We start from the raw sequence: 23,573 nt of genomic DNA on the forward strand, positions 1-23,573 counted from the left end.
TAAACTCTGAAAAACATTATACCGTAAAAAAAGTAAGGCGTAACAAGCGCCTTACTTTTTTTACGGTATCAATTACTCTTTTCCTACAAAAATGGTTCCTATTTCCTTACCATTTATAATATCCATAACAGACTCAGGATGGCTTCCGTTGGTCAGGACAACATTGACACCTGCTTTTGTGGCTATTTTTGCCGCCTTGAGCTTGGTTACCATTCCTCCCGTTCCCCGCTTGGTTCCTGCTCCATCGGCAAAACATTCGATTTCGGGAGTAATCTCCTCGATTATGGACAGTAATTTTGAGTCGGGGTTCTTGCGGGGATCTCCGTCAAAGAAGCCGTCTATATCCGAAAGTATTATCAGCATATCGGCTCTGATAAGTTTTGAAACTATTGCCGAAAGGGTATCATTTTCGCTGAAGGTATCTTTTTGCCCCACCTTGAGCTCTACAATGGAAACCGAGTCATTCTCGTTTACAATAGGCACTATTCCCTTTGCCAGCAGTGTTTCAAAGGTGTTGACAACATTTCTGCTGCAGGTTTCATCGCCCACAATATCCCTGGTTAAAAGGATTTGTGCGACTATATGGCCATATTCCGAAAAAAACTTGCTGTACATGTGCATAAGCTCGCACTGTCCTACTGCAGCTACCGCCTGCTTTTCACGTATACTTTTTGGCCTCTCGGGCAGCTTGAGCTTGTCAACACCCACACCTATGGCCCCGGATGTGACAAGCACCACTTCTTTTCCCTGATTTGAAAGATCTGATATTATTCTGGCCAATTTGTCTACTCTGGTAAAATTAATTTTTCCTGTCTCATATGTCAAGGTAGACGTTCCAACTTTAATTACAATGCGGTGTGCATTCTTTAACTCTTCCCTCTTAAAGCCCATTATAACCTCCATGCCCGTCACTCCCTCATATGAATCAGAACAGCTTTCGCATCAGGAATATTCCGGACAAAAAAATATTATATAATCTCTAATTATACAAATAATTAATATTTATACAACAGAAAAGATTATATAATATTTTTAAGCTTTGGTAAAGCTGGCAGCCATATGTTATTATCCTACTCGGACAGTTCCTTGACTCTCTTCTGGAAAAACAGCAATTCTCTAAGACTTACAAGCTTTTTGATAACATGTTGATTCTCAAATACAAAAAACAGTATCACAGCCAATATGGTGGAAGCAACGGCATCCAATATGCTGTGCTGCTTTACAAACCATGTAGACAGATATATTGACACGCATATAACAGCAGATGCCGCTTTTATCCAAAGGTGCTTGTTATGCTTGAATACAAAAAGGGTAATAAGCAGGGTATCCAGCATGTGGATGCTGGGAAAACAGTTATATGGCTTATCGTTGCCGTAAATGGAAAGTACCATCTTCTGAAGCGGATTTGTTCCGGGCACATGCGGCCTTGGTACAGTCGTGGGGAAGATATAATAAATAACAAAGCACACCAGCATTCCCGTGACTATGCTGAACAAAAGCCTGTAGTAGGTCTTATAATCCGTCAGGGCCAGCACCAGCAGGGCTCCGAAGGTGTACACATACCAGAATACGTACGGTATGATAAACCATTCATTAAAGGGTATGAACTTATCCAGAAAGATTGTAATATCATAGGCCTGGGTGGTTGTGAGATTGAGAAAGAAATATATTCCCTGAGCCATGGGTACAAGCAGCATGAATAATATTCTATACAAATAGCCTTTTTTCCCGTTTTGCATCAATAAATCAGTGTTCATATTATAACTCCCGGCTTGTAGTTTGTTTGTCCAACATATAATACGGTGCAGGCATAAAAAAGTTTGGTTTTTTGTCCTTTTATTTTTAACTCCTGTACCAGCTAATTATATCCTGCAAATACGAAAACCGGAATGGTCAATTATTTCCTGTGCTTGCTGCTCAACCGGTTTCTACTGTTATATATGCATTGGAATACGATTTTGTATACTAAAATAAAGTGAAATGAATAAATGCACACCATAATGAATACCTTCAAAATGACGTGCATGATTACAGTACTTTCATTTGATTTGCAAAGCCTTTTAAAGTCTCTTATTTAGCAGTTTCCTCAATGGAAACGTGAAACCTTGAAAATCTGGCATTTTGAATGCCAAAATGTAGGAATGATATAGCAGTAAACTATTTTTAACTAAATCCAATTATAACTTATTATATGTTTGTCTCACTTAGCTGTTCACGGACATCTCTGCCGCCATACATAATTCGGACAACATTTACTGTGTTTTTGGATTCGTCCGGCAGATAAAATACTAAATAATTATCCACAGGCACATATCTTACTCCTTGACTAATCCAAGGTTCATCCGTACACAACTGATGGCGCATTGGCATTTCATCAAGAGTTCGGATTGCCTTCATGATTCGCTGTGTTTGTCCTGCTGCTGTTTTAGGTACAAGCAATTCATATGCAATATATCATAAATATTTCGCAAATCTTGTCGTGCCTTTACAGAATAAACCACATTCCAGCTCATATATCAAATTCTTTTTTCATCTCATTTTCTATAGCGTCCGCAGAATATACTCTGCCTTCTCGTATATCCTCCATGCCCTTTTTCATTTCCAAATCAAACTGTTCTTTTGTAAGAGCGCCATATGCAAGCGGCAGTTCCTGCGGCAGTTTCATTTCAAATGGAATGCCACGCTGTAATGCAACCTGTCTTAAAAACATTCCTACTGCATTTGACATAGGAATTCCCAAACGGTTAAGTACCTCTTCTGCCTGCTCTTTCACCTCTGGTTCTACGCGTGCAAAAATATTTGCTGTTCTGCCCATACAAATCGCCTCCTTTAAGTATTAGTATACCCCATTTATTTTGCAAAATGCAAGCGATTCGCAATCGCTATACTAAAGTATTTTTAGTATGCAGTGACCAAAAACTTGTGTAAGAGCCTTTACAAAAGAAATCCATATAAAAATTGCGTATAGGAGTAGTGTAAAAATAGTATAGGAGTGGCGCGCATTTTCATGCAATTAACCACTCCTAACCACCTTTAAAACCGCTTAAATACGCTATTTACCAGAATTTCAATTATTTCATGGATTCCTCAATGGAAACTGCTACTGCAACTGTCATACCGACCATCGGATTGTTACCTGCTCCGATGAGACCCATCATTTCAACGTGGGCAGGAACTGAGGATGAACCGGCAAACTGAGCATCACCGTGCATTCTGCCCATTGAGTCGGTCAAACCGTAGGAAGCAGGACCTGCGGCCATGTTGTCAGGATGCAGTGTTCTGCCGGTTCCTCCGCCTGAAGCAACTGAGAAGTAGTTTTTGCCATTTTCATGTGACCACTTCTTGTAAGTACCTGCAACCAGGTGCTGGAATCTTGTTGGGTTGGTTGAGTTACCTGTGATGGAAACGTCAACATTTTCTCTTTTCATTATAGCAACACCTTCAAGAACATCATTTGCACCGTATACTCTAACCTTTGATTTGTCTCCGTTTGAGTATGCTTTAGTTCTTACAACGTTTAAGGTATCGGTTGCAAAATCATAATCAGTTTCAACATATGTAAAGCCGTTTACTCTTGAAATTATGTAAGCTGCATCTTTTCCAAGCCCGTTCAGTATAACCTGAAGTGGTTCTTTTCTAACCTTGTTGGCTGTTTTTGCTATACCGATAGCACCCTCGGCAGCCGCAAAGGATTCATGTCCTGCCAGGAAGCAGAAGCATTTGGTTTCTTCTTTTAAAAGCATTGCAGCAAGATTTCCGTGGCCTATACCAACCTTTCTTGAGTCGGCAACTGAGCCGGGGATACAGAAAGCCTGTAAGCCCAGGCCGATTGCTTCTGCAGCTTCCGCGGCATTCTTTACACCTTTTTTAATTGCTATACCGCAACCAAGAGTGTAAGCCCATACTGCATTTTCAAATGCGATTGGCTGTATACCTCTGACGATGGAGTCTACATCTACACCTCTGGCAGTACAGACCTCCTTAACTTCTTCAAGACTCTTAAAACCGTACTCAGCTAAACATTTTTCTATTTGAGCTATCCTTCTTTCATAACCTTCAAATCTAATCACAGTATTCACCTCTCTCTTTAATTATTCATGTCTGGGGTCAATTACTTTAACTGCTTCTGCGAATCTTCCGTAGGTGCTTATGTTCTTTTCATAAGCTTCTTTAGGATCTACACCCTTTTTGATCATGTCCATCATTTTTCCAAGGTGTACAAACTTGTATCCGATAATTTCGTTGTCCTCATCAAGCCCGATATTCAATATGTAACCCTCAGCCATTTCAAGGTATCTGACACCTTTAGCTCTGGTTGCAAACATTGTGCCAACCTGTGAACGTAAGCCTTTACCTAAGTCCTCAAGACCTGCACCTATTGGAAGGCCGCCTTCTGAGAAAGCAGACTGTGTTCTGCCGTAAGCTAGCTGCTTGAATATTTCTCTCATGGCAACGTTTATAGCGTCACAGACAAGGTCAGTATTCAAGGCTTCAAGAATAGTCTTGCCTTGCAGTATTTCAGCCGCCATTGCTGCTGAGTGTGTCATACCTGAACATCCGATTGTTTCAACCAGAGATTCTTCAATAATACCGTCTTTAACATTCAGAGTAAGCTTGCAGGTACCCTGCTGTGGTGCACACCAGCCTATACCGTGTGACAAGCCGGAAATATCTTTAATTTCTTTCGCTTTTACCCACTTACCCTCTTCAGGTATTGGAGCAGGACCGTGATCCGGACCTTTTTTTACAACACACATATTTTCTACTTCATGTGAGTAATTCATTTGAGTTCCCCCTTCGCGTAACTATTTTAAAATTTTTGTATGGATGATTAATTAAAAATCGGATTCTATTTTTTTAATCATCCTTTTGTTGGCCTTTTTAATCGTGTTATTTGCTGCCAGTATATTCTGCTTGAAGGGTATAACATTCCAAGCAAAACAAAAGCTGGCATTAAAGAAATTCTGTAGAAAATCAATCTTTAATACCAGCATATATTATACCATAATTATCTTAATTGTAAGTAGCATTTTGTTAAAAAATACACGAAAAAATTACAGCAAAATCCATTAAATTACACTATATTTCAGTTTATGCCTGCTTTGCCTTTAACTGTCTTCCCATCTCCCTGCCTGCATCAACACATTTTTGGAGTTCTTCCCCATTGGGCTTGTATTTTGCTCCTATGGGTTCCACAGCTATTGTCATGCCAGCTTCCGCAAGCCTGTCACTGATGACTTTATGAGCCTCCCCGCTCCAGCCGTAAGAGCCGAAGCCCATAGCAAGCCTTCCTTTGGCTTTTAAACCCTTTAATTCCTCCAGCAGGGCTGCGGTAGGCCTGAGCACAGTATTATTGACTGTACAGCTTCCTATGAGCACAGCGTTTGCTTTAAATATCTCAACATTAAGGTCGCTCTTGTCCTTTGTAGCAATGTTAAATATCCTGTAATTTATACCCTCCTGGGCCAGGCCCTGTCCCAGGGCTTCTGCCATGGCCTTTGTGGAATGATACATGGTATCGTAGATTATGGTTGCATATCCTTCATTGTAGTCAGCCTCAGACCACTGCAAATATTTTTCCACTATCTGGACCGGGTTTGTTCTCCATATGACACCGTGGCTGGGAGCAATCATATCTATATCAAGGTTCAAGGCAAGTATCTGCTCTACCTTTTTCTTTATCAGCGGCTTAAAGGGCCATAATATGTTTGCGTAATATTTGACAGCCTCTTCATACAGTTCGCATTCATCCACCTCGTCGTTAAACAGTGAAACACCCGCATAATGCTGTCCGAACGCATCATTAGAAATTACAAGCTTTGCCCCTTCCACATATTCCAGCATGCTGTCGGGCCAGTGTATCATCTGCATCTCAACGAATTTCAGCTTATACTCGCCGCAATCCAGCGAGTCTCCCGTCTTAACAATCTGAAAGTTCCAGTCCTTTCCGAAATACTTCTTGATTATTTCCGCGCCGCTCTTTGTGCAATAAATGGGAGTGTTCGGAATCTTCTCCATTATAAGACCCAGACTGCCTCCATGGTCAGGCTCCGAGTGGTTTATTACTATTGCGTCTATGTTCTCAAGACCTACTTCCCTCTCCAGGTCTTCAACAAATTTCTCTTTATATGGGTCCCAGACAGTGTCCACCAGAACCGTCTTTTTATCTTTAATTAAATATGAATTGTAAGAGGAGCCCCTGTGTGTGGAAAGCTCATGTCCATGAAATACATCCAGTCCCCAGTCTCTTATACCGCACCAATAAATATTCTTTTTTATCTCCAGCATTTTATTACCCATCCTTTCAAACTTTGATTTGCAATTTTATATTAATTATAAACTAGTGGTCTGTTTATGTCCGACATTTTGCATTATACCACTATTCAGGCTTATCTAAACACGCAATTTTATATTTGTTGGAATTAAAAAAAAGAACCGATTTGCATCGGTTCTTTTTTATCAGCAGCAGATTATTCTATAATCTTTGAAACGTTACCAGCACCAACTGTTCTTCCACCTTCACGGATAGCGAACTTAAGTCCTTCTTCCATAGCGATAGGAGTGATCAATTTGATCTTCATAGTGATATGGTCACCAGGCATAACCATTTCTGTTCCTTCCGGAATTTCGATAACGCCTGTAACATCAGTTGTTCTGAAGTAGAACTGTGGTCTGTAACCATTGAAGAATGGCTTATGTCTTCCACCTTCTGCAGCAGTCAGAACGTATACCTGACCTTCATAGTAAGTGTGAGGCTTGATTGAACCTGGCTTTGCAAGAACCTGACCTCTTTCGATATCAGTTCTCTGAACACCTCTTAAGAGGGCACCGATGTTGTCACCGGCAACAGCCTGGTCAAGAAGCTTTCTGAACATTTCAACACCTGTAACGGTAGTCTTCTTGGGAGCTTCCATCAAACCAACGATTTCAACTTCGTCTCCAACCTTAACAATACCTCTTTCAACTCTACCGGTAGCAACAGTACCACGGCCTGTGATTGAGAAAACATCTTCTACAGGCATGATAAATGGCTTGTCAGTAGCTCTTTCAGGAGTTGGGATATATCTGTCAACTTCAGCCATAAGAGCTGTTATTGGAGCATATTCAGGAGCGTTAACGTCCTTTGAAGTACACTCGAGAGCTACAAGAGCTGAACCTCTTACGATTGGAGTATCATCGCCTGGGAAGTCGTATGAGCTTAACAGTTCTCTTACTTCCATTTCAACCAATTCGATAAGTTCTTCATCATCAACCATATCGCACTTGTTCAAGAATACTACTATATAAGGAACACCAACCTGTCCTGCAAGGAGGATATGTTCTCTGGTCTGTGGCATTGGGCCATCAGCAGCAGAAACAACAAGGATAGCTCCATCCATCTGAGCAGCACCGGTAATCATGTTCTTAACATAGTCGGCGTGGCCTGGGCAGTCAACGTGAGCATAGTGTCTTGTTTCAGTCTGATACTCAACGTGAGCAGTGTTGATAGTGATACCTCTTTCTCTTTCTTCTGGAGCAGCATCGATCTGATCATAGGCTTTGTATTCTGCATTTCCAAGGAATCCAAGAACCTTGGTGATAGCAGCCGTCAAAGAAGTCTTACCATGGTCAACGTGACCTATTGTTCCGATATTAACGTGGGGTTTAGTTCTTTCAAATTTAGCCTTAGCCATTTTAAAATCTCCATCCTTTCATTAAAGCGCATTGGCGCTACTTTTTAGATTTTGGTTTATTTAACAAGAAGCCTTAACCTCTTGCAATTAACAACAAATTAATCGTTTTTCACTCTGCTTGCAACAACCTTTTCCTGAATACTCTTAGGCACTTCTTCAAAGTGACTGATCTCCATGGAGAAGGTTCCTCTTCCCTGTGTTGAAGAACGAAGCGCTGTGGCATATCCGAACATTTCGGACAATGGAACCATTGCTCTTATGTTCTGAGCACCTGTACGAGCTTCCATACCTTCAATACGTCCTCTTCTTGAGTTAATGCCACCCATTACATCTCCCATGTATTCCTCGGGAACAGTAACGTCAACCTTCATTATCGGCTCTAAGAGAACAGGACTTGCTTTTCTGCAGCCATCCTTGAATGCCATTGAACCGGCAATCTTAAACGCCATTTCAGAGGAGTCAACTTCGTGATATGAACCATCAATAAGAGTAATTCTTACGTCAACTACGTTGTATCCACCAAGTACACCGGCCTGCATAGCTTCCTGTATTCCCGCATCGATTGGTCCGATGTATTCCTTAGGAATAGCACCACCGGTGATCTTGTTTACAAATTCGTAACCTTCTCCCGGTTCTCTTGGTTCGATTTCGATTACACAGTGTCCGTACTGACCCTTACCGCCTGACTGTCTGGCGTACTTCATTTCCGACTTGACAGCCTTCCTGATGGTTTCTTTATAAGAAACCTGAGGATTACCGACATTTGCTTCAACCTTGAATTCTCTCTTCATTCTGTCAACGATAATATCCAGGTGAAGCTCACCCATACCACCGATAATAGTTTGACCTGTCTCTGAATCTGTATGAACTTTAAATGTGGGATCCTCTTCCGCCAGCTTCTGCAATGCGATACCCATTTTTTCCTGATCCGCCTTTGTCTTAGGTTCAATAGCAACCTCTATAACTGGTTCAGGGAATACCATGGATTCCAAAATAACAGCTTTGCCTTCTTCGCAGAGAGTGTCACCTGTTGTTGTATCTTTAAGACCAACAGCGGCAGCTATATCACCGGAATAAACAACCTGAATTTCTTCTCTGTGGTTGGCATGCATTTGCAGTATTCTACCGATTCTTTCTCTCTTGCCTTTTGTTGAATTAAGAACATATGAACCGGAGTTCAAAGTTCCTGAATATACTCTGAAAAAGCAGAGTTTACCAACATAAGGATCAGTCATGATTTTGAAGGCAAGAGCTGAGAACGGACCATTGTCATCTGCCGGTCTTTCAATTTCTTCTTCACCATCTGCTGACATACCTTTTATAGCCGGAATATCAAGAGGTGATGGCATGTAATCAACAACAGCATCCAGCATCTGCTGTACACCTTTGTTCTTGTAAGATGAACCACATACAACCGGTATCATTTTTAAAGCAATGGTTGCCAATCTGATACCCTTCTTGATTTCCTCGATAGTGAGTTCTTCACCTTCAAGGTATTTCATCATTGTCTCTTCATCTTGTTCAGCAACTGATTCTACTAATAGATCACGATATTTTTTTACGACATCTGCCATGTCGTCAGGGATAGGAGCCTCCTCGATTACCTGACCCAAATCATCTTTAAAGATCTGCGCCTTCATAGTAATCAAATCAACAATACCTTGGAATGTGTCTTCACTGCCTATTGGTAATTGTATTGGCACCGCATTACACTGTAATCTGTCTTTCATCATAGAGATTACATTGTAAAAATCGGCTCCCATAATATCCATTTTGTTTACATATGCCATACGGGGAACTCCGTACTTGTCAGCTTGTCTCCAAACTGTTTCAGACTGGGGTTCAACACCGCCTTTGGCACAGAAAACCGTTACTGAACCATCGAGTACACGAAGAGATCTTTCAACTTCAACAGTGAAGTCAACGTGCCCCGGCGTGTCAATAATGTTGATTCTGTTACCTTTCCACTGTGCTGTAGTAGCCGCAGAAGTGATGGTTATTCCTCTCTCCTGCTCCTGCTCCATCCAGTCCATAGTAGCAGCACCTTCATGAACTTCGCCGATCTTATGAGTTTTTCCTGTATAAAACAGTATACGCTCTGTTGTTGTAGTTTTACCTGCATCAATGTGAGCCATTATACCGATATTTCTTGTGTGTTGCAAGTCAAATTGCCTGGGCATGATTACCCTCCTTTCACGATAGTCCAAATTGATAATTTTCAGTCTTAAGCTGATTTATCACCAATTCTTCATCATTTTTTTAATTCATTCTTATAATACCCTATTTCTTAAGATGCAGTATAAGAAAATATGTTTTTTTACACATTCTTAACATGCACAAGGGCAAAAATGCACAACATAGCCCTATCAGAGTCCGCCATCCGCCAATAACCCAGGTATCGGATCACCAACGATATTACATGATAAATGGTATTTCCAATCCTACCATCTATAGTGGGCAAATGCTCTGTTAGCTTCAGCCATCTTATGAGTATCTTCTTTCTTCTTGTATGCTCCACCCATATTGTTTATAGCATCCAATAATTCACCTGAAAGTCTTTCTCTCATAGTACGCTCGCCTCTTTTACGAGAGTAATCAACAAGCCATCTTAAGCCTAAAGCTTGTCTTCTGTCAGGTCTGACTTCCATAGGAACCTGGTAGGTAGCACCACCCACTCTTCTTGCTTTTACTTCAAGAACAGGCATGATGTTTGCCATAGCTTCTTCAAAAACTTCCAGGGGATCTCTACCGGTCTTTTCCTTGATGATATCGAAGGCATCATAGCAGATTTGCTGAGCTACACCCTTCTTACCATCATACATTACATTGTTGATTAATTTGGTAACGATTTTACTTCCATATATAGGATCTGGTAAAACGTCTCTTTTAGAAATATGACCTTTTCTTGGCACCTTACTTCCCTCCTTTTATGATAACATTTAGTATGGGTCAAAACCCATAGGAACGTATCACAGGTACTCGTGGTTTAAACCGTCGTCAGCGCAAGTACAGTGAATCCCGTCGCAGCAAATACCGCCAGATGCGGCAACCGCCAAAACCGAGGGGACATCTCCTTTAATGGAGATTCACCAAGCCAACTGCTGCCCAAAGATAGCAATCGACTTTATATACCTTAATATTTTAACAGATTATAGATTAATTATGATAAAACCTATTTTCTCTTAAAGCATATGTGCCTGGGCACATCAAATATATATATAATCACGTACTAAGCACCTAACATTTTAAATTGTCAGCACGCTGTGGTATTACTTCTTAGCAGCACCTGCCTTAGGACGCTTGGCACCGTATTTTGAACGGCCCTGCATTCTTTTGGCAACTCCGGCTGTGTCAAGAGTACCTCTTACAATGTGGTACCTTACACCAGGCAGGTCCTTAACTCTTCCACCCCTGATAAGAACAACGCTGTGTTCCTGCAGGTTATGGCCTATACCCGGAATATACGCAGTTACTTCGATACCATTTGTCAGACGAACTCTGGCAACTTTACGAAGTGCTGAGTTAGGCTTCTTTGGAGTTGAAGTCTTAACAACAGTGCAAACACCTCTCTTTTGAGGGCTGCTGATATCCGTAGGTTTCTTCTTTTTTGAGTTAAATCCTTTCTGGAGAGCAGGAGCAGTTGATTTCTTTTCCATAACTTCTCTGCCCTTTCTAACCAGCTGATTAAATGTTGGCATTAGTACACCTCCTTTCAAGGTAATAAAGTGTAAAATGTATTCTACACTTATTTTATATTATATATATATCCACCTCAAAACTAATCAAGGCGATAAATAGATAAGCAATGTTATAACGCATCTGTTCAAAAGCCAACTCATTGGCTTGGAAAATTTTTCGGCTGTAGAAAAATCTTCTTACCTCCAGGCGTTTCAACGAGGCTGGAAAAATGCTCATCCCCAGAAACAGCACCCTCCATCCATAGAGGAAGAGGACAGTTATTGCCTCGTTATTTTAAAATACATGCAACTGCCGCATCAACTTCAATACCGCAGGCTTTTCCAAGCTGCTTCATAGAGTCTGCGTATGTTACAGGAACGGATGTCTTTTCACAGAGTTCTATAATAGCTCTTACGACTCTCTGTTCACAGTCCCTGGCTATTATGACGCTTGCTGCCACACCGTTTTCTACAGCTTTTGTGGACTGCTTTACGCCCACTGTCTTTTTACAGTGTCTAAGATCCTCTAACAACAATTTAACTCCTCCACTTGCTGTTCATTCATGCCAGCCAAGTTACTATTACCGTCTTGCACCATGCCCTTTATGCCGCCGTACTTTAAAGTACTTTTTTACACACACAAAAAAAGGCACAAAATAATGCACTGAATTATTCTATCACTCATATACGGCTTTTGTCAAGCATGCAGAAATACCATGCAATGGAAAAATCATAAAATAAAAATTTCAAAAGCGGAGAACAGTATCCTGTCTCCGCCTTATAAAATACTCTTCTTTGCTCCCCGGGAAGCCCCTTTATGCAATTCCTGCACAGAGCCGCTCCGCCATGAGCCGATTACTCTATAACATTACTGATGCTTATGTCCTTATAACGGCTCATACCTGTTCCGGCAGGAATCAGCTTACCGATTATAACATTTTCCTTAAGGCCCACAAGCGGGTCAACCTTACCCTTTATAGCTGCCTCGGTAAGAACCCTGGTGGTTTCCTGGAAGGATGCCGCCGACAGGAAGGATTCCGTTGCAAGTGATGCCTTTGTAATACCCAGCAGAGTACGTTCTCCTGTTGCAGGAGCTAATCCCGCTTCAAGAGCAGTGGCATTCTCACGCTCAAATTCAAATATGTCAACCAGTCCGCCAGGAAGCAGGTTTGTATCTCCGGCATCCTCAATCTTAACTTTTCTCATCATCTGTCTTACTATGACTTCAATGTGCTTATCGTTTATGTCAACACCCTGCATCCTGTAAACTCTCTGAACTTCCTGCAGCAGGTATGCCTGAACTCCTCTGATGCCTTTAATCTTCAAGATATCATGAGGATTTACCGAACCCTCGGTCAATTCATCGCCGGCTTCAACAATATCTCCGTCATATACCTTGATTCTGGAACCATAAGGTATCTGATAGGATCTGGTTTCACCATCTTCTGCCGTAATGATAACCTCTCTCTTCTTCTTGGAGTCGGCCAGCTTGACGCTTCCGGCAATTTCTGAAATTATTGCAAGACCCTTTGGCCGTCTGGCCTCAAACAATTCCTCAACACGGGGGAGACCCTGAGTGATATCATCACCCGCAACACCACCGGTGTGGAAGGTTCTCATTGTAAGCTGCGTACCAGGTTCGCCGATTGACTGTGCTGCAATAATACCAACAGCTTCACCAACATTGACGGCATCGCCGGTAGCCAGGTTTGCACCATAGCATTTAGCGCATATTCCCACCTCGGAATGGCAGGTGAGGACTGACCTGATTTTGATTTTCTTAATACCTGAACCGGTAATTTTGTCTGCAATTTTTTCAGTTATCACATCGTCCTTAAGGTGTATAACCTCACCGGTATTCGGATCGGTTACATCCTCAATGGTATATCTTCCCACAAGTCTTTCGGACAATGGTTCAATTACTTCGGTGCCATCCTTTACATCGCCTATTTCAATACCCTTATCAGTTCCGCAATCCAGCTCTCTTACTATCACATCCTGTGATACGTCAACAAGACGTCTTGTAAGGTAACCTGAGTCGGCTGTTCTTAAGGCTGTATCAGCCAGACCTTTTCTGGCTCCGTGAGTGGAAATGAAGAATTCCAGAACATTAAGCCCTTCACGGAAGTTTGATTTGATAGGTATCTCAATGGTTTTACCGGAGGTATCTGCCATCAAACCTCTCATACCTGCCAACTGCTTGATCTGGTTGATATTACCTCTGGCTCCTGACTGGGACATCATGTAAACAGGATTGAACCTGTCAAGGTTGTCGATAAGGGCCTTGGTAATATTTTCACCGGTCTCTGTCCAGGCGCTGATTACCGAATTATATCTTTCTTCATTGGAGATAAGACCTCTCTTATACTGCTTTACTATATTGTCTATAGTATTTTCAGTTTCCTCCAGATACTGCTTCTTTATTTCAGGTATAACCATATCCGATACACTGATGGTTATGGCTCCCCTGGTTGAATACTTGAAGCCCAGCGCCTTTATCTTGTCAAGAATAACGGCTGTCTTGGTAGTTCCGTGAACTCTGATGCATTTGTCAATAATCTTTCCAAGTTCCTTCTTGCCAACCAGGAAGTTAACTTCAAGGTCAAATTCCTTCTCAAGGTCGGTTCTGTCAACAAAACCCAGATCCTGAGGAATTGCTTCATTAAAGATAAGTCTGCCCGGAGTGCAGGAGATAAGCTTTCTCTTTTTAACTCCGTCGATTACCTTTTCTATACGAACCTTTATCTGAGCATGGAGGCCCAGGGCACCTTCCTGATAAGCCATCAGTACTTCGTCCATGCCGCCGAATATCTTGCCGTCACCCGGCTCATTGGGTTTTTCTATAGTCAGATAGTAACTGCCCAAAACCATATCCTGGGTAGGAACGGTGATTGGCTTTCCATCCTTCGGTGCCAGCAGGTTGTTTGCAGAGAGCATGAGGAATCTGGCCTCAGACTGTGCTTCAGCAGACAACGGTACGTGAACCGCCATCTGGTCACCGTCAAAGTCTGCGTTATATGCCGAGCAAACCAGCGGATGAAGCTTTAAGGCTCTACCTTCCACCAGTACGGGTTCAAAAGCCTGTATACCGAGTCTGTGAAGTGTTGGCGCACGGTTCAGCAATACAGGATGTTCCTTGATAACTTCTTCAAGAACGTCCCATACTTCATTCCTTACTCTTTCAACCATTCTCTTTGCACTCTTTATGTTGTGTGCCAGACCGTCGTTAACAAGCTTTTTCATAACGAAGGGCTTAAAGAGCTCAAGGGCCATTTCCTTAGGCAATCCGCACTGGAATATCTTAAGGTCCGGGCCTACAACTATAACCGAACGGCCTGAGTAGTCAACACGCTTACCCAGCAGGTTCTGACGGAAACGTCCCTGCTTTCCCTTAAGCATATCCGACAGGGATTTTAATGGTCTGTTGCCGGGGCCGGTAACGGGACGTCCTCTTCTTCCGTTGTCTATCAACGCATCTACAGCTTCCTGGAGCATACGCTTTTCATTTCTTACGATTATATCAGGAGCTCCCAAATCAAGAAGCCTCTTTAATCTGTTATTTCTGTTGATAACTCTTCTGTAAAGGTCATTTAAGTCGGAAGTTGCAAATCTTCCGCCATCCAACTGTACCATAGGACGGAGTTCCGGAGGTATAACGGGAACCACGTCAAGAATCATCCACTCAGGACGGTTTCCTGATAGTCTGAAGGCTTCAACAACTTCCAGTCTCTTTACCGCTCTGATTCTCTTCTGGCCTGTGGAATCCACCAGGTCGTTTCTCAGCTCTTTTGAAAGGCCTTCAAGGTCTATCTCCATAAGAAGCTCTTTTATGGCTTCCGCACCCATTGCAGCCTTAAAGCTGAGTCCGAATTTTTCCACACTGTCCCTGTATTCCTTCTCGGTCAGCACCTGCTTTTTTGACAACGGTGTCTGTCCGGGATCGATAACAACATACGATGCAAAGTACAGTATCTTTTCAAGCGATCTGGGTGACATATCAAGAATAAGGCCCATTCTGCTTGGTATACCCTTGAAATACCATATGTGTGAAACAGGTGCAGCCAGCTCGATATGTCCCATTCTTTCTCTTCTTACCTTTGAACGGGTAACCTCAACGCCACATCTGTCGCAAACAATTCCCTTGTATCTTATCCTTTTATACTTTCCGCAATGGCACTCCCAGTCCTTCTGAGGTCCGAAAATCCTTTCGCAGAACAAACCGTCTCTTTCAGGTTTCAAAGTTCTATAATTAATTGTTTCTGGCTTTTTTACTTCACCTTTTGACCATTCTCTGACCTTTTCCGGAGAAGCTAATCCTATTTTAATAGAATCAAAATTGTTCAGTTCAAACATAGCTTATCTCCCTTCCTTAAAAATCCTCGTCGTCAAAGTCTTCACTAAGTTCCTCGTCATCTGCAAACAGTTCATCAGTCAATTCTTCTTCGAGATTGTCGCCGGTGCTTATGCTTCCGATATCAAGATCATCAATATCCAGTTCGTCCTCAAGAACATCATCTCTTAATTCGTCATCAAAATCGTTGGCAATAATTACTTCATCTTCCCTGCCTTCAATATTTACATTGAGCTCTTCAAGGTCGTCATCAACAGACTCCTTGATAGCAATCTCACCCTGCTCTTCAGAGTATACCTTGACGTCAAGGGCAAGACTCTGGAGTTCCTTGATAAGTACCTTGAAGGATTCCGGTATACCTGGCTCAGGTATGTTTTCACCCTTTACTATGGACTCATAGGTCTTAACTCTACCCACAACGTCATCGGATTTAACAGTCAGGATTTCCTGCAGGGTGTAGGCTGCACCGTATGCCTCCAACGCCCAAACTTCCATTTCTCCAAATCTCTGTCCGCCAAACTGTGCTTTACCTCCAAGAGGCTGCTGCGTTACAAGAGAGTACGGGCCTGTGGAACGGGCATGTATCTTGTCATCAACCAAATGGGCCAGCTTCAGGTAATACATATATCCAACCGTTACTCTGTTATCAAAGGGGTCCCCTGTTCTTCCATCATAAAGGATGGTTTTTCCGTCAGAATCTTTTCCGGCCTGAACCAAAGTCTCTCTGATATCTTCTTCTGTTGCCCCGTCAAATACCGGAGTGGCAATCTTCCAGCCCAATGCCTTGGCAGCAAAACCTAAATGCACTTCCAGCACCTGACCGATATTCATACGTGAAGGAACGCCGAGAGGATTGAGCACGATTTCCAAAGGAGTGCCATCCGGAAGGAAAGGCATATCTTCTTCAGGAAGTATTCTTGAAATAACACCCTTGTTACCGTGTCTTCCGGCCATTTTGTCTCCAACGGATATCTTTCTCTTCTGGGCTATATAACATCTTACAAGCTGATTTACCCCAGGCGGCAATTCATCGCCGTTCTCACGGGTAAATACCTTTACATCGACGATTATACCCGACTCACCGTGAGGCACTCTCAAGGAGGTATCACGGACTTCACGGGCCTTTTCACCGAATATGGCTCTCAAGAGCCTTTCTTCGGCTGTCAGCTCGGTTTCTCCCTTTGGAGTAACCTTACCTACCAGGATATCACCTGCGCGAACCTCTGCACCAATTCTGATAATTCCTCTGTCGTCAAGATCCTTTAAGGCTTCCTCGCCCACATTTGGAATATCTCTGGTTATTTCTTCCGGTCCAAGCTTTGTATCTCTGGATTCAGCTTCATATTCTTCAATATGGATTGATGTATAAACGTCTTCTTTAACCAGTTTTTCATTTATAAGGATAGCATCCTCGTAGTTATAACCCTCCCAGGTCATAAAGCCTATGAGAATATTTCTTCCAAGAGCTATTTCACCATTATCGGTTGAAGGACCGTCGGCTATTATATTGCCCTTCTCAATTACTTCGCCTTTTCTCACGATAGGTCTCTGGTTCAAGCAGGTACCCTGGTTAGAACGCATGTATTTGAGAAGCTTATAGACATCCTTCTGCCCATTCTTTGTTTTAATTGTAATTTCATTTGCAGATACTTTGTCAACAATACCGGCATTTCTCGCAATAACACAAACGCCCGAATCCCTTGCTGCTGTGTACTCAATTCCTGTACCAACTATCGGTGAATCAGCTTTTATAAGCGGCACTGCCTGACGCTGCATGTTTGATCCCATGAGGGCGCGGTTGGCATCATCGTTTTCAAGGAACGGAATCATGGCTGTGGCAACTGAAACCATCTGCTTTGGTGAAACGTCCATGAAGTCAACCTTGTTGCTCTCCACTTCCAATATTTCATGCTTATATCGTGCAATTACCTTACGTGACTTGAATTTTCCTTCCGCATCAAGAGGCTCTGTAGCCTGGGCAACTATGAAAGGATCTTCAACATCCGCGGTAAGGTATACAATCTTGTCTGTAACCTGTCTGTTTTCCTTGTCAACCACTCTGTACGGCGACTCGATAAACCCATATTCATTTACACGGGCATAGGTACTTAAAGAACCTATCAAACCTATGTTTGGTCCTTCCGGTGTTTCTATAGGACACATACGGCCATAGTGGGAGTGGTGAACGTCACGGACTTCAAAGCCTGCCCTTTCCCTGCTCAAACCACCAGGTCCCAGCGCACTGAGCCTTCTCTTGTGTGTCAGCTCTGCAAGTGGGTTTGTCTGATCCATAAACTGTGACAACTGGCTGCTTCCAAAAAACTCCTTGATGGATGCGGCAACAGGTCTGATATTGATAAGGGCCTGTGGCGTAACTATGTCAATATCCTGAATGGTCATTCTTTCCCTTACAACTCTTTCCATTCTGGAAAGTCCTATTCTGAACTGGTTCTGGAGCAGTTCACCCACTGAACGCAGTCTTCTGTTTCCAAGATGGTCGATATCATCAATTGTTCCTATTCCATAATCAAGATTGATTATATAGTTTATTGATGAGATGATATCCTGTACTGTAATATGCTTTGGTATAAGATCATTTATCTTCTCGGAAAGCGCCTTCTTGGTCTGCTCCACTCCGCTGTTGTTATCAAGTATTTCCTTCAGGACATTGTATTGAACCTTTTCGGTAATACCTATATCTGCAACATCAAATTCAACAAAGGAACGTATGTCAACTGTGTTGTTTCCGATAACCTTTATGGATTTTCCTTCTACAGATACAAATACAACATTTACTCCGGAGTTTTGAACCAGCTCAGCCTTTTCTCTGCTGATGGACTCACCAGCTTCAACAAGTATTTCACCTGTTTCAGCAGATACTATGTTTTCAGCAGCTATCTGACCGCTTATCATATTTGATATGGCAAGTTTCTTGTTGAACTTGAATCTTCCGAATTTAGCAAGGTCATATCTTTTTGCATCAAAAAACAAGCTGTTTAAAAGTGTTTTCGCACTGTCAACCGTAGGGGGCTCTCCCGGTCTCAGCCTTTTGTATATCTCAAGAAGACCCTCCTCGCTTGTCTTTGCATTGTCCTTCTGAATAGTAGCAAGGATTCTTTCGTCTTCCCCAAGCAGTTGAGTAATCTCATAATCAGTGCCATAGCCCAAAGCTCTAAGCAACACTGTAAGGGGCAGCTTCCTGGTCCTGTCTATCCTTACCGACAGTATGTCATTGGAATCCGTCTCATATTCAAGCCATGCGCCCCTGTTAGGGATCACTGTATTGGAGTACAACTTTTTACCTACACGGTCAAACTTCATTGAGTAGTATATACCAGGCGATCTGACAAGCTGACTTACAATTACACGCTCTGCACCATTAATTATAAAGGTACCGTTGTCTGTCATTAAGGGGAAATCTCCCATAAAAATTTCCTGTTCCTTAACTTCTCCGGATTCCTTGTTAATTAATCTTACCTTCGCTTTGAGGGGAGCCGAGTATGTAGTGTCTCTCTCCTTACACTCTTCGACACTATACTTAGGTGTATCATCAAGCGAATAATCAACAAAATCCAAAATCAAATTTCCTGTATAATCCATTATCGGGGAAATATCTCTGAAAACTTCTCTGAGACCTTCGTCCAAAAACCACTGATAGGAATTCTTCTGAACCTCAATCAGATTCGGCATTTCAACGACTTCTTGAATTCTGGAGTAACTCATCCTGGTGTTTCTACCCAATTTTACGGGTTGTACCATATTTATATCACCTCATAAACTTATGACTTTACAAGAATCTGATACCTAAATTAATTTGACCATATTATGATAGAATGTCATAATGACTTCAAATCTAATTTCATAATCAGCTTCTTTGGGAATATTTTAAAATTTCACATAATTAGAATTGTATTATGGGAAATCATAAATCAAAACATTAAGCTGCCGGTACAAATATCAAGCCTTCGGCTGATTCTAAAATTCCTTATTGCTGCAACAAAAACTGTGGAACCAAGGGTTGTATATAATTTTCAAAAATACGCATACTGAACCTGTGGCAATAGTATCAGCTATTCAGTAATCGACAGATTCGCAGACATTAAAATATTATTAACAATTATTGTCTTGTTTATTCGTATATTTTACCATTACAACTAAGTTTTGAAAAAAGTTTGGGAAATCTGCCAAACTTTTTGAAAATAATGAGCGGAGTATAATGGTGTCACATTTCAGACGCCTTGCGTCATATAAGCGACTATGCTATAATTATGTATGCAAAACAAGAAATTTCCCATTTGGGTATAATAACACATTTTTAATGCAGTGTATAATGATATCATAGTTCATACTGCTTGTCAATTATCAAAACGTATTAATAAATACGTTTTTTTATTTCAAATTTTTACATTTCTCATGTCCGGGTTTTTATTATCCCATTAATACAAGTGCCTCATTCCTATTCCGAAACATATAAGTTCATATATTCTAAAAAAAGAGGCCACTCTCAAAATATCTCGAGTAGCCTCTTTTTCAATACCGGATAACCTGCTTTATACGGCGGCATCCGGTTCAAAATCAAAATTATTTGATTTCAACAGTTGCTCCAACTTCCTTGAACTTAGCTTCGATTGAAGCAGCTTCGTCCTTTGATACATTTTCCTTGACAGTCTTAGGAGCTCCGTCAACGAGATCCTTAGCTTCCTTCAAACCAAGACCGGTTGCTTCTCTAACAACCTTTATAACCTTGATCTTATCTGCTCCAACATCCTTCAATATTACATCGAATTCTGTCTTTTCTTCAGCCGGAGCTGCTGCTGCGCCTGCTGCAGGAGCTGCTGCTACTGCTACCGGAGCTGCTGCTGATACTCCAAACTCTTCTTCAAGAGCCTTTACGAGTTCTGATAATTCCAATACTGTTAAAGCCTTCACATCTTCAATTAATTTTGTTACTTTTTCGCTAGCCATTGTATAATACCTCCAAATAATTTTTAAATTAAATTTTTTTGTTTTTGAAATACATTATAAAATTACTTTATAATTAATAAAACCTGTTTATTAATTTTTTGCTTTAAGCGTTTGCTTTTTGTTCAGCTATAGCATTCAATGCCACAACCAAACCTCTCATATTTCCGTTCAATACATTTACGAAGCCGGAAATAGGAGCATTGAAGCCTCCCAATACCCTTGCAATGAGGACTTCACGTGATGGCAAGTCGGCAAGAGCCTTGATACCTTCAACATCAATAACCTTACCTTCAACTACACCAGCCTTGAGTTCGAGCTTTTCAAACTTCTTGGCAAATTCGGAAAGAACCTTTGCAGGCGCCACAGCATCAGTAGAGCTGAGAGCCATTGCAGTCGGGCCATTCAGGAAAGTATCCAGACCTTCAAGTCCATTTTCCTTCATAGCGAAGCTGGTCAAGGTATTCTTAACAACTCTATATTCTACGCCGGCTGCTCTTAAAGCATTTCTCAATTCAGTATCCTGCTCTACGGTCAAACCTCTGTAGTCAGCCAATACGATTGATTGTGCAGCTTTAACCTTTTCAGTTAATTCCACTACTACTTGCTTTTTTTGTTCAAGTATTTTGTTACTAGGCAAAACATCCACCTCCTTTTACGGTTTTTGCAAGAAAAATATAGTAAATATAATTTTCATGTTACTGCCTCTGACATATATTTGCCATTCCACTGCTGATATATAAAAAACCCTTTGTATGCACACAGACACACAAAGGGTGATTAACCGTTTCAAAGTTTACTTGGTCAACTTTGTCAACTAAATCAATTGCACTGCAATTGATTATCAACCTCGGCGGGATGATGTAAACATCTGTTAGGCTTCAGTATTTCTACCTTGGCTCCCACTGTCTATGGCTTACTATAACTGCGAACACCAACCGCCTCCTTTGACAGATAAGTTGTTTATTCGCATGATTTTTCATAACACATAGGTTACATGATAATACTAAACAAGTATTTTGTAAAGTACTTTTTTCAATAAACCCTGAAATTTATTATTCAGCAACCTTGACAGGATTAATCTTGACGCCGGGGCCCATAGTTGAAGAAACTACAACACTCCTTAAATACTGTCCTTTAGCGGCTGCAGGCTTAGCCTTTACTACTGCTCCAAGAAGTGTATGGAAATTATCCATAAGCTTCTCTGTTCCAAAGGAAACCTTTCCTATGGGGCAGTGAATAATGTTTGTCTTATCAAGTCTGTATTCAATCTTACCGGCTTTAATATCAGCTATAGCTCTTGCCACATCCATTGATACAGTACCTGCTTTGGGGTTTGGCATAAGTCCCTTGGGACCCAGAACCTTACCTAATCTACCTACAACACCCATCATATCAGGAGTTGCTACTACTACATCATACTCAAACCAGTTTTCGTTCTGAATTTTTGTTACCAGTTCTTCAGCACCAACAAATTCAGCACCAGCCTGTTCAGCTTCCTTTGCTTTGTCTCCCTTTGCAAATACCAACACTCTAACCTTTTTACCGGTTCCATGAGGAAGTACTACTGCACCTCTAACCTGTTGGTCTGCATGTCTGGAGTCAACACCGAGCTTTATATGAACTTCAACAGTCTCATCAAACTTTGCTTTAGCGGTTTTCTGAGCAAGGTCGAGAGCCTCTGCCGGATCATGAAGCTTTTGTCTATCAATAAGTTTTGAGCTTTCTTGATACTTCTTTCCTCTAAACATACGTCACACTCCTTAAGTGGTTAATTATTGTCGGAAACCTTCGTTTCCTCCCACAAACTCAAACTAGCAATCCAAGAATTACTTGAAGATATCAGCTAGTCTATTACTACGATACCCATGCTGCGCGCTGTACCGGCAATCATACTTGCTGCCGCGTCAACACTTGCCGCATTCAGGTCAGGCATCTTCAACTCTGCAATTTTACGAACTTCTGCTTTTGTGATCTTTGCAACTTTGTCCTTGTTTGGCTTACCAGAGCCGCTCTCAATTTTGCATGCTTTTTTCAGAAGAACAGCCGCTGGAGGAGTCTTTGTGATGAAGGAGAAAGATCTGTCAGCATAAACGGTTATTACAACAGGGATTATAAGTCCCGCGTCCTTTGCTGTTCTTTCGTTGAATTCCTTACAAAAACCCATAATGTTAACGCCATGCTGTCCTAAAGCTGGTCCAACCGGTGGAGCCGGAGTTGCTTTCCCCGCAGGAATCTGAAGTTTAACGTACCCTGCAATTTTCTTTGCCATTAATTCCACCTCCCAATTTTTTGCGAACACAATGATATTAGTTTGTATCCGCCGGTAATACTTGTAATTATTTATTAAAAGGACAGAAAACAAAATGTTTTCTATCTGCCTTATGGCCTATATTTTCATTATTTGTGTCAATTCAAGCTCAACAGGAGTTTCTCTGCCGAACATTGATACGGAAACACGGACCTTCTTCTTTTCAAGATTGATTTCTTCAACAATTCCGATAAAGTTCTCCAGAGGACCTGAAGTAACTCTTACATTGTCGTTGACCTCATAATCTACTTCAGGGGCAAATTCCTCAACGCCCATTGCCTTGACTTCATCTTCCGACAATGGAACCGGCTTTGACCCGGGTCCTACAAATCCTGTAACACCCCTGGTGTTTCTGACAATGTACCAGGACTCGTCCGACATAATCATTTTGACAAGCACATATCCGGGGAAAACCTTCTTGAGCGTTGCCTTTTTTTTGCCGTCCTTAATCTCGATCTGTTCTTCCATAGGAACAACAATATCCACAATATAGTCCTGCATGCCTCTGTTTTCTACTATTTTTTCCAAATTAGCCTTAACTTTGTTTTCATACCCGGAATAAGTATGAACCACATACCACTTAGTATCTTCAGACATAT

At 41.6% G+C, this 23,573-nt stretch carries 19 protein-coding genes and 1 other annotated feature; all 19 genes read right to left on the reverse strand.

Features of this window, described 5'->3' with window-relative positions:
• Positions 1 to 72: 72 nt before the first annotated feature.
• Positions 73 to 891 (reverse strand): glutamate 5-kinase, encoded by an 819-nt coding sequence (proB, locus tag CLHUN_RS06520; protein ID WP_080063777.1) that lies wholly within the window; start codon positions 889 to 891, stop codon positions 73 to 75.
• Positions 892 to 1,070: 179 nt separating this feature from the next.
• Entirely contained in the window at positions 1,071 to 1,757 is a 687-nt protein-coding gene (locus CLHUN_RS06525; RefSeq protein ID WP_080063778.1) for a phosphatase PAP2 family protein, read from the reverse strand.
• Between the two features lie 430 nt (positions 1,758 to 2,187).
• The gene (locus CLHUN_RS22775; protein ID WP_340148326.1) at positions 2,188 to 2,397 is read right to left on the reverse strand and encodes a type II toxin-antitoxin system RelE/ParE family toxin; all 210 of its coding nucleotides are present in this window, start codon (positions 2,395 to 2,397) and stop codon (positions 2,188 to 2,190) included.
• A gap of 112 nt (positions 2,398 to 2,509) precedes the next feature.
• A complete protein-coding gene (locus CLHUN_RS06535; RefSeq protein WP_080063779.1) occupies positions 2,510 to 2,815 on the reverse strand; it encodes a type II toxin-antitoxin system RelB/DinJ family antitoxin in 306 nt (101 codons plus the stop codon).
• Positions 2,816 to 3,071: 256 nt separating this feature from the next.
• Positions 3,072 to 4,070 carry a GGGtGRT protein gene (locus CLHUN_RS06540; protein WP_080063780.1) on the reverse strand — a complete coding sequence of 333 codons (999 nt, stop codon included), beginning with the start codon at positions 4,068 to 4,070 and terminating at the stop codon, positions 3,072 to 3,074.
• 21 nt (positions 4,071 to 4,091) lie between these two features.
• Positions 4,092 to 4,784, reverse strand: coding sequence for an iron-sulfur cluster assembly scaffold protein (locus CLHUN_RS06545; RefSeq protein WP_080063781.1), 693 nt, complete (start codon positions 4,782 to 4,784; stop codon positions 4,092 to 4,094).
• Between the two features lie 307 nt (positions 4,785 to 5,091).
• Entirely contained in the window at positions 5,092 to 6,288 is a 1,197-nt protein-coding gene (locus CLHUN_RS06550; RefSeq protein WP_080063782.1) for an oxygen-binding di-iron domain-containing protein, read from the reverse strand.
• 182 nt (positions 6,289 to 6,470) lie between these two features.
• A complete protein-coding gene (gene tuf, locus CLHUN_RS06555; RefSeq protein WP_080063783.1) occupies positions 6,471 to 7,673 on the reverse strand; it encodes an elongation factor Tu in 1,203 nt (400 codons plus the stop codon).
• Positions 7,674 to 7,771: 98 nt separating this feature from the next.
• The gene (gene fusA / locus CLHUN_RS06560) at positions 7,772 to 9,853 is read right to left on the reverse strand and encodes an elongation factor G (protein ID WP_080063784.1); all 2,082 of its coding nucleotides are present in this window, start codon (positions 9,851 to 9,853) and stop codon (positions 7,772 to 7,774) included.
• A 261-nt stretch (positions 9,854 to 10,114) separates the two neighbouring features.
• On the reverse strand, positions 10,115 to 10,585 hold the full coding sequence (gene rpsG / locus CLHUN_RS06565; protein ID WP_080063785.1) for a 30S ribosomal protein S7: 471 nt from the start codon (positions 10,583 to 10,585) through the stop codon (positions 10,115 to 10,117).
• A gap of 357 nt (positions 10,586 to 10,942) precedes the next feature.
• Positions 10,943 to 11,371, reverse strand: coding sequence for a 30S ribosomal protein S12 (gene rpsL, locus CLHUN_RS06570; RefSeq protein WP_080063786.1), 429 nt, complete (start codon positions 11,369 to 11,371; stop codon positions 10,943 to 10,945).
• Positions 11,372 to 11,640: 269 nt separating this feature from the next.
• Positions 11,641 to 11,883: a ribosomal L7Ae/L30e/S12e/Gadd45 family protein gene (locus CLHUN_RS06575; RefSeq protein ID WP_080063900.1), complete on the reverse strand. Its 243-nt coding sequence runs from the start codon at positions 11,881 to 11,883 to the stop codon at positions 11,641 to 11,643.
• A gap of 322 nt (positions 11,884 to 12,205) precedes the next feature.
• Positions 12,206 to 15,703 carry a DNA-directed RNA polymerase subunit beta' gene (gene rpoC, locus CLHUN_RS06580; RefSeq protein WP_080063787.1) on the reverse strand — a complete coding sequence of 1,166 codons (3,498 nt, stop codon included), beginning with the start codon at positions 15,701 to 15,703 and terminating at the stop codon, positions 12,206 to 12,208.
• A 16-nt stretch (positions 15,704 to 15,719) separates the two neighbouring features.
• The gene (gene rpoB, locus CLHUN_RS06585; protein WP_080063788.1) at positions 15,720 to 19,460 is read right to left on the reverse strand and encodes a DNA-directed RNA polymerase subunit beta; all 3,741 of its coding nucleotides are present in this window, start codon (positions 19,458 to 19,460) and stop codon (positions 15,720 to 15,722) included.
• 822 nt (positions 19,461 to 20,282) lie between these two features.
• The gene (rplL, locus tag CLHUN_RS06590) at positions 20,283 to 20,666 is read right to left on the reverse strand and encodes a 50S ribosomal protein L7/L12 (RefSeq protein WP_080063789.1); all 384 of its coding nucleotides are present in this window, start codon (positions 20,664 to 20,666) and stop codon (positions 20,283 to 20,285) included.
• Positions 20,667 to 20,769: 103 nt separating this feature from the next.
• A complete protein-coding gene (gene rplJ, locus CLHUN_RS06595) occupies positions 20,770 to 21,303 on the reverse strand; it encodes a 50S ribosomal protein L10 (RefSeq protein WP_080063790.1) in 534 nt (177 codons plus the stop codon).
• Positions 21,304 to 21,396: 93 nt separating this feature from the next.
• Positions 21,397 to 21,596, reverse strand: a sequence feature (ribosomal protein L10 leader region).
• Positions 21,597 to 21,718: 122 nt separating this feature from the next.
• Positions 21,719 to 22,414: a 50S ribosomal protein L1 gene (rplA, locus tag CLHUN_RS06600; RefSeq protein WP_080063791.1), complete on the reverse strand. Its 696-nt coding sequence runs from the start codon at positions 22,412 to 22,414 to the stop codon at positions 21,719 to 21,721.
• Positions 22,415 to 22,509: 95 nt separating this feature from the next.
• Complete coding sequence (rplK, locus tag CLHUN_RS06605; protein WP_080063792.1) at positions 22,510 to 22,935, reverse strand: 50S ribosomal protein L11; 426 nt, start codon at positions 22,933 to 22,935, stop codon at positions 22,510 to 22,512.
• Positions 22,936 to 23,052: 117 nt separating this feature from the next.
• Entirely contained in the window at positions 23,053 to 23,571 is a 519-nt protein-coding gene (nusG, locus tag CLHUN_RS06610) for a transcription termination/antitermination protein NusG (RefSeq protein ID WP_080063793.1), read from the reverse strand.
• Between the last annotated feature and the right edge of the window lie 2 nt (positions 23,572 to 23,573).

This window comes from Ruminiclostridium hungatei, assembly GCF_002051585.1.
GTDB classification, from domain to species: Bacteria; Bacillota; Clostridia; order Acetivibrionales; family DSM-1351; genus Ruminiclostridium; species Ruminiclostridium hungatei.

Coding starts and splice junctions, on each gene's coding strand:
- fusA (WP_080063784.1), bottom strand. CDS start 9,853: ATGCCCAGGCAATTTGACTTGCAACACACAAGAAATATCGGTATAATG.
- tuf (WP_080063783.1), bottom strand. CDS start 7,673: ATGGCTAAGGCTAAATTTGAAAGAACTAAACCCCACGTTAATATCGGA.
- CLHUN_RS06545 (WP_080063781.1), bottom strand. CDS start 4,784: ATGAATTACTCACATGAAGTAGAAAATATGTGTGTTGTAAAAAAAGGT.
- CLHUN_RS06550 (WP_080063782.1), bottom strand. CDS start 6,288: ATGCTGGAGATAAAAAAGAATATTTATTGGTGCGGTATAAGAGACTGG.
- proB (WP_080063777.1), bottom strand. CDS start 891: ATGGGCTTTAAGAGGGAAGAGTTAAAGAATGCACACCGCATTGTAATT.
- rplK (WP_080063792.1), bottom strand. CDS start 22,935: ATGGCAAAGAAAATTGCAGGGTACGTTAAACTTCAGATTCCTGCGGGG.
- rpoB (WP_080063788.1), bottom strand. CDS start 19,460: ATGGTACAACCCGTAAAATTGGGTAGAAACACCAGGATGAGTTACTCC.
- rplA (WP_080063791.1), bottom strand. CDS start 22,414: ATGTTTAGAGGAAAGAAGTATCAAGAAAGCTCAAAACTTATTGATAGA.
- nusG (WP_080063793.1), bottom strand. CDS start 23,571: ATGTCTGAAGATACTAAGTGGTATGTGGTTCATACTTATTCCGGGTAT.
- CLHUN_RS22775 (WP_340148326.1), bottom strand. CDS start 2,397: ATGAAGGCAATCCGAACTCTTGATGAAATGCCAATGCGCCATCAGTTG.
- rpoC (WP_080063787.1), bottom strand. CDS start 15,703: ATGTTTGAACTGAACAATTTTGATTCTATTAAAATAGGATTAGCTTCT.
- CLHUN_RS06525 (WP_080063778.1), bottom strand. CDS start 1,757: ATGAACACTGATTTATTGATGCAAAACGGGAAAAAAGGCTATTTGTAT.
- rpsL (WP_080063786.1), bottom strand. CDS start 11,371: ATGCCAACATTTAATCAGCTGGTTAGAAAGGGCAGAGAAGTTATGGAA.
- rplL (WP_080063789.1), bottom strand. CDS start 20,666: ATGGCTAGCGAAAAAGTAACAAAATTAATTGAAGATGTGAAGGCTTTA.
- CLHUN_RS06535 (WP_080063779.1), bottom strand. CDS start 2,815: ATGGGCAGAACAGCAAATATTTTTGCACGCGTAGAACCAGAGGTGAAA.